Source organism: Paraglaciecola sp. L3A3 (genome assembly GCF_009796765.1).
GTDB lineage: Bacteria > Pseudomonadota > Gammaproteobacteria > Enterobacterales > Alteromonadaceae > Paraglaciecola.
In genome coordinates this window covers 3,629,052-3,642,497 of sequence record NZ_CP047023.1, presented here as the reverse complement: position 1 = coordinate 3,642,497, position 13,446 = coordinate 3,629,052, and the positions used below count along the sequence as shown (strand labels likewise).

Below are 13,446 nucleotides of genomic sequence, written 5' to 3'. Positions count from 1 at the left end.
TCTTTATTAATAACTAAATTCTTAAAATTTTAATCAGGAAAATAAAATGAAAATTACTCGTGTTGAAATCTTCGACATTCATTGTCCCGAACGCCCACCCTGGAATCCAGTTTTTATTCGCATTCACACTGATGAAGGTATCACTGGTGTAGGAGAAGCAGGCCTTGCTTATGATCTAGGCCACAGCGCTGCGGCTCATATGATCAAAGAAATAGCAGAAGCTATGTTAATTGGATTTAACCCATTCAATACAGAATTGTTATGGTCACGTATGTTGCGGGAGAGTTTTTGGGGATTAGGCGGCGGGCCTGTCCTTTATGCGGCAATGAGTGCCATAGATACGGCTTTATGGGATATCAAAGGTAAAGCGTTTGGTGTACCTGTATATCAATTACTAGGCGGTAAGACTAACGGCAAACTTAGAACTTACGCCAGTCAATTACAATTTGATTGGGATAAAGAATGTACTAAGCTCACGCAACCTGAACAATATGCAGAGGCTGCATTAAAAGCCGTAGCTGAAGGTTACGATGCAGTAAAAGTGGATCCTATTGTCTATGATCAAGACGGTAATTCATCATTTGATCGCACCAGACTATTTACTAAACCCCAAATGCGCTTATTTGGAGACCGATTACGAGCTATTCGCACTGCGGTTGGTCCTGATGTAGATATAATTTTTGAATCTCATTCATTAATGGGAGCAGCATCAGCTATTCAAATGGGTGAGATAGTAGAAGAAGTCGGCTGCATGATGTACGAAGAGCCTGTCAATTATTTGAATTCAGCAGTACATAAGAAAGTAGCTGAAAATGTAAGGGTACCAATCGCTGGTGGTGAACGACTTTATCATCGTTGGGATGTGCGTCCATACTTTGAAGACCAAAGTATTGACGTATTGCAACCTGATGTGGGTTTATGTGGCGGTTTTACCGAAACTAAAAAAGTATGTGATTATGCTGATGTATACGATATTCGTATTCAAGCTCATGTATGTGGCGGACCTGTAGCTACTGCGGCTAGCTTACATTTAGAAACGGCCATCCCAAACTTTTTAATTCATGAGCATCATACATATGCAATTAAGTCTTGGAATAGAGAGTTATGTATCCAAGATCCACAACCAGTAAATGGATTCTTTGAGGTATCAGAAGAGCCAGGTATAGGTATCGAATTAAATGATGACTTGGTATATCGCTCACCTCATATGGAAGTTAAATAAATAATACGTATTTTATATTTTAAAGTTCAGTGAATTTAGCGCTTTTGAATTGCACCGATAAATAAGTTTTTGTAGCTGCATACCATAACATTCTGTATATAGAGTTTGGGGATGCAGCTACATTAAATCAGTTAAAAACAACCTAAGTGTTTATAAACTAGGGATTTAGGAAGGCTGTAAATGTCATTGTTTTAAAAACAATAACTTTTTAATCGGCTCAAGGAATTGTTGTTTTATTGTTTTATTTTTCTGCCTAGGTGAATATGCAAATAGGGTTTCTGCTGGAGAACTACTTTCAGCCCAATCGTCAGACATTAACTTATTGATAATTGCTTGTACTTCTTGATTATCAGTTTTATATGGAGGTATATAGGCAACAGGGAAATATGGAATATCTCTAAATAATTTACTTGCAGCGCAACGATAAATCTCAAGATTTGGATTCAGTATTTTAGAAAAGCCGGAAAGAGCAGAAGAGTTCTTTAATACAGCACCACATCTTGAGAGGAGTAAGCAGTCAAGAAGTGCCCGTTCCGCTTTTTCATGGTGTTTTACTTCCATATCTTTATGAAAATGAACATTTCCCAGATTAATTATTTCTAATGAAACATGTTTACGTAAAAACGGTAGGAACTGGTTATCATCTGTAGCAAGAAAAATACGGGTTAACTCAGGCCTTTTTGAATGAAAATCACGAATAATAGCAAGGTAGTCTGAATAACTAACTGCATTTGTATCCCAAGCCGCGGTTAATTTATCTGTTCCACGATAATGAATGCCTAATACATTTTTAAAAGAACCTAGTTTATCTGCTTGTTCTTTTATTCTAGCGGGAATTACAAAATAACTATTCCATATTTGATTTAATTTATACCAATCATTTCCCAAAGCATAGCAATGCTTCTTACGTAACTTAGATAATGGAGTGTTTTTATTACTTGGTTGAGGTTTATATGCTAAATCTAACACCCCTGGAATGACAAGGTTATCTTGTTTGGTTCCGTAATGTTTGGCTTTAATATTCCAATTAGGTTTTAGGTTAGCTTCGTATAAATAAGGTAAAATTTCGAAAATGAAAAGAAACACTTGACCGAACAGCCCCTCATTTAGCTCGTCTGAATCAGTAACTATGCAAAAATTACTTTGGTTTAATTTATTCCCCATGTATTAAATTTCCGTGTTTGACTTTTGATTAATCGAATGTAATTGAAATTTATCAAGTTATATATAGAAATGCGAACTTTATGTGCTTAGTTTGTTTTATAACCATAAAACCGACAGGTTGAACGAAAATCGTGCAGCAAACGAATTAATTAAGATTATTGCAAAAAAGGGGTTGCAAGGTGGGAGGTTATCTCTATAATGCGCCTCTCGCTTCGGGGAGGTCAGTTAAAACGACTTACCGAGACAGGATTTATCAAGTATAAATGTTGTGGTTGTGATGCTCTAAGAGTGTTGTGGTTAGCGGGATGCAACAGGATGGTTAGTTTAAAATAAATTAAATTATTATGTTGACATTGAAATAAGAGAGCGTATTATACGCCTCCCGCTTAAGAGGGTCTTCGGACAGTATCTAAAGCGAGACTTCTTCGGAAGTGGCTACTGAGGTAGCAATGTTCTTTAACAATTAATAACAAGACAATCTGTGTGGACACTCACGAAGTGAGCGTTCACCAAAAAAAATTCATATTTTCAAAAATATTTAATTGAAGAGTTTGATCATGGCTCAGATTGAACGCTGGCGGCAGGCCTAACACATGCAAGTCGAACGGAAACATGTCTAGCTTGCTAGATGATGTCGAGTGGCGGACGGGTGAGTAATACTTAGGAATATGCCTTTGTGTGGGGGATAACTATTGGAAACGATAGCTAATACCGCATAATGTCTACGGACCAAAGGGGGCTTCGGCTCCCGCGCAAAGAGTAGCCTAAGCGAGATTAGCTAGTTGGTGTGGTAAAGGCTCACCAAGGCGACGATCTCTAGCTGTTCTGAGAGGAAGATCAGCCACACTGGAACTGAGACACGGTCCAGACTCCTACGGGAGGCAGCAGTGGGGAATATTGCACAATGGGGGAAACCCTGATGCAGCCATGCCGCGTGTGTGAAGAAGGCCTTCGGGTTGTAAAGCACTTTCAGTTGTGAGGAAAGGTTTGCGGTTAATACCCGTAAGCTGTGACGTTAGCAACAGAAGAAGGACCGGCTAACTCCGTGCCAGCAGCCGCGGTAATACGGAGGGTCCGAGCGTTAATCGGAATTACTGGGCGTAAAGCGCACGCAGGCGGTTTGTTAAGCTAGATGTGAAAGCCCCGGGCTCAACCTGGGAATAGCATTTAGAACTGGCAGACTAGAGTCTTGGAGAGGGGAGTGGAATTCCAGGTGTAGCGGTGAAATGCGTAGATATCTGGAGGAACATCAGTGGCGAAGGCGACTCCCTGGCCAAAGACTGACGCTCATGTGCGAAAGTGTGGGTAGCGAACAGGATTAGATACCCTGGTAGTCCACACCGTAAACGCTGTCTACTAGCTGTTTGTGGATTTAATCCGTGAGTAGCGTAGCTAACGCGATAAGTAGACCGCCTGGGGAGTACGGCCGCAAGGTTAAAACTCAAATGAATTGACGGGGGCCCGCACAAGCGGTGGAGCATGTGGTTTAATTCGATGCAACGCGAAGAACCTTACCTACTCTTGACATACAGAGAATTTAGCAGAGATGCTTTAGTGCCTTCGGGAACTCTGATACAGGTGCTGCATGGCTGTCGTCAGCTCGTGTCGTGAGATGTTGGGTTAAGTCCCGCAACGAGCGCAACCCTTGTCCTTAGTTGCCAGCCTTAAGTTGGGCACTCTAAGGAGACTGCCGGTGACAAACCGGAGGAAGGTGGGGACGACGTCAAGTCATCATGGCCCTTACGAGTAGGGCTACACACGTGCTACAATGGCGAGTACAGAGGGAAGCGAACCTGCGAGGGTAAGCGGATCCCTTAAAGCTCGTCGTAGTCCGGATTGGAGTCTGCAACTCGACTCCATGAAGTCGGAATCGCTAGTAATCGCAAATCAGAATGTTGCGGTGAATACGTTCCCGGGCCTTGTACACACCGCCCGTCACACCATGGGAGTGGGTTGCAAAAGAAGTAGCTAGTCTAACCTTCGGGAGGACGGTTACCACTTTGTGATTCATGACTGGGGTGAAGTCGTAACAAGGTAACCCTAGGGGAACCTGGGGTTGGATCACCTCCTTACTATTACGGCGAACCTTGCTTCGTTGAGTGTTCACACAGATTGTTTTGTTGTTGATAAGAAAGAGCAAAAAGAAGTGCTTGGGATATTCAAGCAATTTCTAGCGCTGTAAAGTCATCGTTTATTGCGATGATTTTTGTTCTAGGCAAGGCGGCTTTGGAGCGAGCGAGGGCGTGTACAAGTAGTACATAACCGAGTGAGTGACAAACAAAGGCGCAGCATAGGGCAAAAAGCAGAAGCAAGAAAGGCTTGTAGCTCAGCTGGTTAGAGCGCACCCCTGATAAGGGTGAGGTCGGCAGTTCAAGTCTGCCCAAGCCTACCAAATCTTTCCTACTCTGCGTTGAATGACGCGTTGTGTGCGGTGCACACGGCCTAATCATTCGCCTTGATTAGAAAAGATTAGTAAATACCTGCTTTACGCGGGGCCATAGCTCAGCTGGGAGAGCGCCTGCCTTGCACGCAGGAGGTCAGCAGTTCGATCCTGCTTGGCTCCACCACTTTATGTGGTAAATGATTTGCTCAAGAGATTAAGTAACCTTAATCAATGAATGTTTTTAGTAATGTTTATTGATTAGGGTTTTTTAAACCTTAAATGTTCTTTAACAATATGGAAAGCTGATAAAAAAGTAATCGAAAACTAAAAGAGAAAGCTCGAAAGAACTTACTCTATCTGATTTTTATGATTAGTACTTGTCACGCATACAACAGTGAGACGTCTGTTAAAAGAGTCTTACACCTAACTTTGGATAAAAGGCCAAAGGGTGGAGCAAGTTATTTCTAAATGACGAACAGTTACTCGTTAATAGTTTGGAAATAGCGAAGAATTTTGTTCTAGGCAAGCTGAAGGAGGAACGAGCGAAGGCATGTAACGTGTTACATAACCGAGCGAGAGACGACGAAGGCGAAGCATAGGGCAACAGACTGAAGCTATTTGGGGTTGTATGGTTAAGTGACTAAGCGTATACGGTGGATGCCTAGGCAGTTAGAGGCGATGAAGGACGTGTAAGTCTGCGATAAGCTGTGGGGAGCCGACAAAATGCTTTGATCCACAGATTTCCGAATGGGGGAACCCAGTCCTTAGGGACTATCTGCAACTGAATACATAGGTTGTAGAAGCGAACGAGGGGAACTGAAACATCTAAGTACCCTTAGGAAAAGAAATCAACAGAGATTCCCCTAGTAGCGGCGAGCGAACGGGGAGTAGCCGAGTAGTAATGAAGTAGCAGAATGTGTTGGAAAGCACAACGATACAGGGTGATAGTCCCGTATGTGAAGCGTCATTATTGCCATATTAAGTAGGTCGGGACACGTGTTATCTTGACTGAAGATGGGGGGACCATCCTCCAAGGCTAAATACTCCTAACTGACCGATAGTGAACCAGTACCGTGAGGGAAAGGCGAAAAGAACCCCTGTGAGGGGAGTGAAATAGAACCTGAAACCGTATACGTACAAGCAGTAGGAGCAGGAGTTTACTCTTGTGACTGCGTACCTTTTGTATAATGGGTCAGCGACTTATATTTAGTAGCAAGGTTAACCGAATAGGGGAGCCGTAGCGAAAGCGAGTGTTAACTGCGCGTTTAGTTGCTAGGTATAGACCCGAAACCCGGTGATCTAGCCATGGGCAGGTTGAAGGTTGAGTAACATCAACTGGAGGACCGAACCGACTAACGTTGAAAAGTTAGCGGATGACTTGTGGCTGGGGGTGAAAGGCCAATCAAACCGGGAGATAGCTGGTTCTCCCCGAAAGCTATTTAGGTAGCGCCTCGGACGAATACCACAGGGGGTAGAGCACTGTTAAGGCTAGGGGGTCATCCCGACTTACCAACCCTTTGCAAACTCCGAATACCTGTGAGTACTATCCGGGAGACACACGGCGGGTGCTAACGTCCGTCGTGAAGAGGGAAACAACCCAGACCGCCAGCTAAGGTCCCTAAATATTACTAAGTGGGAAACGAAGTGGGAAGGCTAAGACAGCTAGGAGGTTGGCTTAGAAGCAGCCACCCTTTAAAGAAAGCGTAATAGCTCACTAGTCGAGTCGGCCTGCGCGGAAGATGTAACGGGGCTAAGTAATATACCGAAGCTGCGGACGCAAACTTATGTTTGCGTGGTAGGGGAGCGTTGTGTAAGTGGCTGAAGGTGAACTGAGAGGTTTGCTGGACATATCACAAGTGCGAATGCTGACATGAGTAACGATAATGGGGGTGAAAAACCCCCACGCCGGAAGACCAAGGTTTCCTGTCCCATGCTAATCAGGGCAGGGTAAGTCGGCCCCTAAGGCGAGGCAGAAATGCGTAGTCGATGGGAAACGGATTAATATTTCCGTACTTGGTATATCAGTGAAGGGGGGACGGAGAAAGTTATGCAAGCCTAGCGTTGGTTGTCTAGGTGAAAGTGCGTAGGGTTGAATTTTAGGTAAATCCGGAATTCTACATGCCTGAGACACGAGACGAGACACTACGGTGTTGAAGTTGCAAATACTCTGCTTCCAGGAAAAGCCTCTAAACTTATGATATATCGAACCGTACCCCAAACCGACACAGGTGGTCAGGTAGAGAATACTAAGGCGCTTGAGAGAACTCGGGTGAAGGAACTCGGCAAAATCGTACCGTAACTTCGGGAGAAGGTACGCCGCTGATTGTGATTGGACTTGCTTCATGAGCGATTGGCGGCCGCAGTGAAATGGTGGCTGGAACTGTTTATTAAAAACACAGCACTGTGCTAAATCGAAAGATGACGTATACGGTGTGACGCCTGCCCGGTGCCGGAAGGTTAATTGATGGGGTTAGCTTCGGCGAAGCTCTTGATCGAAGCCCCGGTAAACGGCGGCCGTAACTATAACGGTCCTAAGGTAGCGAAATTCCTTGTCGGGTAAGTTCCGACCTGCACGAATGGCGTAATCATGGCCACGCTGTCTCCACCCGAGACTCAGTGAAATTGAAATCGCAGTGAAGATGCTGTGTACCCGCACCTAGACGGAAAGACCCCGTGAACCTTTACTATAGCTTGGCACTGAACATTGACCCTACATGTGTAGGATAGGTGGGAGACTTTGAAGCGTTGTCGCCAGATGACGTGGAGTCTACCTTGAAATACCACCCTTGTAGGTTTGATGTTCTAACATTGTTCCCTTATCGGGAATGTGGACAGTGTCTGGTGGGTAGTTTGACTGGGGCGGTCTCCTCCCAAAGCGTAACGGAGGAGCACGAAGGTTGGCTAATCCTGGTCGGACATCAGGAGGTTAGTGCAATGGCATAAGCCAGCTTAACTGCGAGACAGACACGTCGAGCAGGTACGAAAGTAGGTCATAGTGATCCGGTGGTTCTGAATGGAAGGGCCATCGCTCAACGGATAAAAGGTACTCCGGGGATAACAGGCTGATACCGCCCAAGAGTTCATATCGACGGCGGTGTTTGGCACCTCGATGTCGGCTCATCACATCCTGGGGCTGAAGTCGGTCCCAAGGGTATGGCTGTTCGCCATTTAAAGTGGTACGCGAGCTGGGTTTAGAACGTCGTGAGACAGTTCGGTCCCTATCTGGTGTGGGCGTTGGATGATTGAGGGGAGCTGCTCCTAGTACGAGAGGACCGGAGTGGACGAACCGCTGGTGTTCGGGTTGTTTTGCCAAAGGCATTGCCCGGTAGCTACGTTCGGAATCGATAAGCGCTGAAAGCATCTAAGCGCGAAGCGAGCCCCAAGATGAGTCATCCCTGTACGTTTAACGTACCTAAAGGGTTGTTGAAGACTACGACGTTGATAGGCAGGGTGTGGAAGCGTAGCAATGCGTTGAGCTAACCTGTACTAATTGCCCGTGAGGCTTAACCATACAACGCCCAAGTGGCTTTTTGTAAACGCGCTAATCGCGCTATCGTGATATTATGCTGCTCTTGATATAAAGAGTGGGCAAGGGGACCTTGCTGACATAATATCTACTCGCTAAAGGAAAAGCGAAGATAAGCGAAGCAGTTTATAAGAATCATAAAGCGTAATATGAGTGACAAGACAACATCATAGAAAGAAGAGTAAGACTAAAGAGCTTTTTAGCCTCGATTATTTGGTCAATAAGACCTCAGCTTTTACATATTGATAAGAACATACCAGTTTTTGTCTGGCGGCCATAGCGATGCGGTCCCACCTGATCCCATTCCGAACTCAGAAGTGAAACGCATTAGCGGCGATGGTAGTTTGGGGTTTCCCCATGCGAGAGTAGCACACTGCCAGACTCCTATTCAGAAGAAAGGCCACCTTAATAGGTGGCCTTTTTTTTTGTGCGAAAATCAGTGACAGTAAAATATCAATTGGATTGGGAGAAGGTGACCGTTCATCTGAAAAGGTGCGGCATGCTACCCCGCGGTCATCCTTCACGAAGTGGATTCCCGGACAGTCGCAGAGCTCCTGTCGTTCAGGCGGTTACGCTGCTACGCAGCTAAAAGCAAACCACCTTCACCCCCATGCGAGAGTAGCACTCGGTTCTGGCTTCCTGCTTCACTCTACCTCCTACATCCATGTAGTCGACAGCCAGACTCCTATTCAGAAGAAAGGCCACCTTAATAGGTGGCCTTTTTTTTTGCTTTGATAACTTTTTAGGTCGGAGTGGGCACATCCCTGATGATACTCACCCAAATATGACATCCTTGTCATATTGAAAATACCTAGCCGAGCAGTGCTCGTCTCCTGACGGTATTTTCCCCTGATGATATACACCCAATCCCAACATCTCGATAACTGCGTCCTGCGTTATTCTACCTTCTACCATCCATGGTAGTCGCATGTTGGGCTGTTAAGCTGGCTGGAGCAGTGCTCCAGAAAGCCCCAACTTAATACCAATTAGTTTAAATTTATGATCTAATTACATTAATATTTACTCACCCTTTATACGATTTTGAAACTTGATACTTCATAACATTTACTCTCACTGTCTAGAGCTGAATCCAATGCCCGTTAATGACTTCGATTATTGGCGGTTTCTCACTTTGTTGATGGTAAAAACCGAACAGAAATAGCAGGTATACTTAACGCGTGTAGCGCAGCTTGGAACAATTTTTTTTAAAAAAATAAACGGATGGTAAAATTATGTAGTCGCGATTGGGCAAATGTGGCTAAACTTTAATGCGGATTGGTATAAAAGGTGTTTTGATGTATCTAGTTTCAATTGAATGAAAATAGTGAATAATAGATTGTTACAGCCTGTTTTTTGGCTGATTTTTTTGCCGTTACTGGCTAGATCAATGCTCTGTATCCTCAAACAGGCGGAACTGGAACATTATGTCGGTTGAAAATAGCTTAAGAAATTAAGTTGTTGGTAACCTAAAGCTTTATACAGTTTCTGTGCTTTACATTCTTTTCAGCTGTGAGCAATGTAATACCTTTTGTTTGTGTTTGTTTGGCATGTGTTTTTGCAGCGGTTAAAAGTTTTGTTGCTATACCTTGGCCACGCAAGGCTTCTGTGACAAATAAATCATTCAGAATCCAAGTCTTTTGAGCAGATACCGAAGAAAAACTTGGGTATAGCTGACAAAATCCTAGGCATTCTAGTTGCGTATTCTGAGCAATAAAAATAACCGAATCTTGATTTTTTATCCGTGCTGAGATGAAGTCTTCCGCTAAGGTTAAATCACTCTCTTGTTGGTAAAACATCCGGTAATCATTAAATAATGATGTGACCCCTTGAAGATTTTCTAATTCAGCAATTTTGATGCCTGCCGTTAACTGGTGTTTTTTCATTTATCTCTATCCTTAAGGTGCTGTTATTTGCCAGAATAACAGTGTTCATTCATTTGTTAAAACAACAGATTATTGGAAATTGGGATAAAGTTAGAACATTCAATAGATTAACGTATTTAAATGCACTTTTTGCTATACTGCGTTTTTCCTATAACCTTTTGAAATTAAGGAACAAGCGTGCGGATCCAAGTGCCAGACAACCTTTTGTCTTTAGACAATATATTACCCGATGAACCTTTGTTAATGATGGGGGCCGGTCCTGTACCTATTCCAGCCAAGGTTGCAGCGGCAAATGGCATTGTTATCAATCACTTGGGCGATACTATGGCGCAGATTATCGAACAAGTTAAGTTGATGTCTAGTTACGTATTTCAAACTACAACAGGGCATATCTTAGGGGTGGCAGGTCCTGGTTCCGCAGCTATGGAAATGGCCGTGGCCAATTTGGTTGTGCCTGGCAGTAAAGTATTAAGTATCTGTAATGGATTTTTCAGTAGTCGTTTGGCTGAGATGTCGCAACGTGTTGGTGCTGATGTTGTACGCTTAATTGTTGCCGAAGGGCTCAGTGCAGATCCGCAAATTGTCGAAGAATATATTGTTAAACATCAACCTAGGGTTTTAACCATAGTGCAAGGTGAAACCTCGAATACAGTTTGTAATAACCAGTTACCAGAAATAGCTTCTATTGCTAAAAAACATGATTGTTTAGTCATAGTAGATGCCGTTTGTACCTTAAGTACTATGCCGTTTAACATGGACGAGTGGGGCATAGATGCAGTGATTACAGGGGGGCAAAAAGGTTTATCATGCATTCCGGGCGTGTCGTTAATTGGCTTTTCGAATAAAGCTTGGAAGTTTATTGAATCTCGCACTGATCAGCTCAAACATTGGTGTTTAGATGCTAAGTTAGCCGACCAATTTTGGTACAAAAAATCTTATCATTACACTGCGCCTGTTTCGGGAATTTTAGCTATTCATGAAGCTTTGCGTTTAGTTTGTACAGAAACTTTAGAAGTGCGATTTGCTCGTCATTTACGTAGTTCACAAGCATTACAGGCTGGTATTGAAGGCATGGGTTTAGATTTGTACGTTAAATCGCAAGATAGGTTAAATTCTGTGGTCGGTATTAGTGTGCCAAAAGGCATAGACGGCAAACAATTGTTGAGCACTATGTCGAAACGTTACAAAGTAGAAATTTCTGGTTCATTTGGTGCAAATATTGTACGAATAGGTCAAATGGGTGAGCAGTGTCGTACCCATAACTTATTTAGAACCTTACATGCCTTTGGCGCTAGCTTAAACTTGTTAGGGCAAAAGCTCGATCTACCAGAAGGTATGGCTGCTCTTGAAAGTACCTTAGATCTAAATGGTTATGCTGATGAAATCTAAATAATCAGCTAATCTGTTTTTAGCTACCCCCGCTTGGTTATTTTTAAGTGGGGTTAGCCAAGTAATTTACTAATAGCTTCCCTGCTTTTGCTATATGTTGTTCGAGAATGTCTTGAGCTTTTTCCACTTGTTTCTCTTTGATCGCATCTATTAAAGCATAATGTTCAGTCTGGCATGTCGCTACATAATTCAATTGAATTGCATGAAAGCCAATGTAGCGAGAGCTTAATTGCTGCAAATTATTGATTGTATTAAGTAAAGTGCGGCGATTAGCTGCTTGATACAAACAAGTATGAAATTGCCAATTTAGCTCGCCATGTTGTTGACCACTTTGCTGTTTTGAGTCTAGTTGTTCTAATATATCAGTCGCTTCACCTAAAATTTTATTGCTGATATTGGGGATAGCATAACCTAATATTAATGGCTCGAGTTGCATTCGCATAAAGTATAAATCTTCGGCTTCTTCAGCTGTAAGTGGGTTGACCATCACCCCACATTTTCCCGACTGAATTAACCATCCTTCGCTTTTTAGTCTTTGAAAAACATCTCTTATAGGAATTCTGCTCACGCCATATCGATGAGATAATTCTTCTTGTTTAAGTACGGAGCCAAGTATAAGTTTCTGATCTAGAATATCTAACTTGATTTGCTGGTATAAACTGTCAGCGTTATGGTTAGGCATGTTGCGTACTCTTTCCTAAATTACTTGCTGCTAAGGCGATTAATCCTACTACAATGCCCCAAAATGCTGAAGCAATACCAAAAAATGACACGCCAGAAGCGGTCACCAAAAATGTTAGAAATGCGGCTTCACGATAGTTTGGTTCGTGAAAAGCAGCAACAATACTGTTGCTAATTGTTCCTAATAAAGCTAATCCTGCCAAAGCTGCGATCATCGCTACAGGGAAGGCTGCAAACAGTCCCACTACTGTCGCTCCACAGAGCCCAGCTATTATATTAAATACACCAGTAAACACCCCAGATATATAACGTCTATTGATATCTGGATGGGACTCTTCACTTGCACATAAGGCCGCAGTGATAGACGCATACCCTAAAGCAAAGGCACCAAACGGAGCAAATAAAACGTTTAACCCCCCGCACCAGCTAATCAAAGTCGATACTGCCAATTTTTCAGGACTGGTTGAACGTAAAATGGCAATGCCAGGTAGAGTTTGTGAAGTAATAGTTACTATAAATAAAGGTAAGCCTACCCCTATCAGTAAGCTTATATCGAATTCGGGCCATACCCAAACTGGAGTGGCGAGTGACCAAGCGACTTGATCTAACTTAATTAAGTTTAAACTGGAGGAGCTAATAAAACCGGCAATCAATACTGCAACTACTGCGTATCTGGGTACTACACGTTTAGCAACTAGATAGGTAGCAAACATTATGCCTACCATTAAAGGTTCGGCTTGCATTGATCCAAAAATATTAAAGCCAAATTGGATTAATATACCTGCCAACATAGCAGAAGCCAGAGGTAAGGGGATACGTCTGGTAAGCTTATCGAACCAACCAGATATGCCTGTAAGTACAGTCAGAATGCCGACAAATACAAATATACCTATGGCTTGCCGAATACTATTACCACTTAGCCCAGTAATTAATAAAGCTGCGCCAGGGGTTGACCAAGCAAGAATTATGGGACGTTTATAATATAAAGATAAGCCGATACAGCCAATACCCATACCTACACCTAAGGCCCAGACCCAGGATTCTAACATATCAATACTTGCTCCAGAGGCGGTAGCTGCTTGTAATACTAAAACCAAGGTACTGGAATATCCTACCAATACCGAAATAAAACCGGCACTGGCTGCTGAAAAACTGAGATCTGAGAAAAAGGATTGTTTTTTCATTTTGTATACAAATT

General features: G+C 43.2%; 6 protein-coding genes, 2 tRNA genes and 3 rRNA genes. 7 read left to right on the top strand and 4 right to left on the bottom strand.

All coding sequences use genetic code 11. The features are described from left to right. The first annotated feature begins 46 nt into the window (after positions 1 to 46). Positions 47 to 1,222 (top strand): mandelate racemase/muconate lactonizing enzyme family protein, encoded by a 1,176-nt coding sequence (locus tag GQR87_RS15145; RefSeq protein ID WP_158970737.1) that lies wholly within the window; start codon positions 47 to 49, stop codon positions 1,220 to 1,222. A gap of 183 nt (positions 1,223 to 1,405) precedes the next feature. Here GQR87_RS15145 and GQR87_RS15140 read toward each other — a convergent pair whose 3' ends face one another. Further along, positions 1,406 to 2,386, bottom strand: a complete 981-nt coding sequence (locus tag GQR87_RS15140; RefSeq protein WP_158970735.1) for a hypothetical protein — start codon at positions 2,384 to 2,386, stop codon at positions 1,406 to 1,408. 539 nt (positions 2,387 to 2,925) lie between these two features. Here GQR87_RS15140 and GQR87_RS15135 point away from each other — a divergent pair. From GQR87_RS15135 to rrf, 5 genes are all read left to right on the top strand, one after another. Next, positions 2,926 to 4,458, top strand: a 16S ribosomal RNA gene (locus GQR87_RS15135). 243 nt (positions 4,459 to 4,701) lie between these two features. Next, a tRNA-Ile gene (locus tag GQR87_RS15130) sits at positions 4,702 to 4,778 on the top strand. A gap of 99 nt (positions 4,779 to 4,877) precedes the next feature. After that, positions 4,878 to 4,953, top strand: a tRNA-Ala gene (locus GQR87_RS15125). A 446-nt stretch (positions 4,954 to 5,399) separates the two neighbouring features. After that, positions 5,400 to 8,280 (top strand): 23S ribosomal RNA (locus GQR87_RS15120). A 281-nt stretch (positions 8,281 to 8,561) separates the two neighbouring features. Then, positions 8,562 to 8,677: ribosomal RNA gene (gene rrf, locus GQR87_RS15115) — 5S ribosomal RNA — on the top strand. The 16S, 23S and 5S rRNA genes sit together here with 2 tRNA genes alongside, the layout of an rRNA operon. Before the next feature lie 1,084 nt (positions 8,678 to 9,761). On the opposite strand, the gene GQR87_RS15110 is transcribed toward rrf, so the two are convergent. Continuing rightward, complete coding sequence (locus GQR87_RS15110; RefSeq protein ID WP_199271627.1) at positions 9,762 to 10,178, bottom strand: N-acetyltransferase; 417 nt, start codon at positions 10,176 to 10,178, stop codon at positions 9,762 to 9,764. A gap of 177 nt (positions 10,179 to 10,355) precedes the next feature. On the opposite strand from GQR87_RS15110, the gene GQR87_RS15105 reads away from it, so the two are divergent. Further along, positions 10,356 to 11,567 (top strand): alanine--glyoxylate aminotransferase family protein, encoded by a 1,212-nt coding sequence (locus tag GQR87_RS15105; RefSeq protein ID WP_158970733.1) that lies wholly within the window; start codon positions 10,356 to 10,358, stop codon positions 11,565 to 11,567. 43 nt (positions 11,568 to 11,610) lie between these two features. Here the strand turns inward: GQR87_RS15105 and GQR87_RS15100 are convergent, their stop codons facing one another. Together GQR87_RS15100 and GQR87_RS15095 are read right to left on the bottom strand one after the other, a co-directional pair. Next, the gene (locus GQR87_RS15100) at positions 11,611 to 12,249 is read right to left on the bottom strand and encodes a GntR family transcriptional regulator (RefSeq protein ID WP_158970731.1); all 639 of its coding nucleotides are present in this window, start codon (positions 12,247 to 12,249) and stop codon (positions 11,611 to 11,613) included. Further along, positions 12,242 to 13,432 carry a benzoate/H(+) symporter BenE family transporter gene (locus GQR87_RS15095; RefSeq protein ID WP_158970729.1) on the bottom strand — a complete coding sequence of 397 codons (1,191 nt, stop codon included), beginning with the start codon at positions 13,430 to 13,432 and terminating at the stop codon, positions 12,242 to 12,244. Before GQR87_RS15095 ends, GQR87_RS15100 begins: the two co-directional genes overlap by 8 nt. Positions 13,433 to 13,446: the final 14 nt, after the last annotated feature.

What these genes read in the sequence shown, in the direction of transcription:
- GQR87_RS15140 (WP_158970735.1), bottom strand. Translation starts at nt 2,386, where the DNA reads ATGGGGAATAAATTAAACCAAAGTAATTTTTGCATAGTTACTGATTCA.
- GQR87_RS15095 (WP_158970729.1), bottom strand. Translation starts at nt 13,432, where the DNA reads ATGAAAAAACAATCCTTTTTCTCAGATCTCAGTTTTTCAGCAGCCAGT.
- GQR87_RS15145 (WP_158970737.1), top strand. Translation starts at nt 47, where the DNA reads ATGAAAATTACTCGTGTTGAAATCTTCGACATTCATTGTCCCGAACGC.
- GQR87_RS15110 (WP_199271627.1), bottom strand. Translation starts at nt 10,178, where the DNA reads ATGAAAAAACACCAGTTAACGGCAGGCATCAAAATTGCTGAATTAGAA.
- GQR87_RS15100 (WP_158970731.1), bottom strand. Translation starts at nt 12,249, where the DNA reads ATGCCTAACCATAACGCTGACAGTTTATACCAGCAAATCAAGTTAGAT.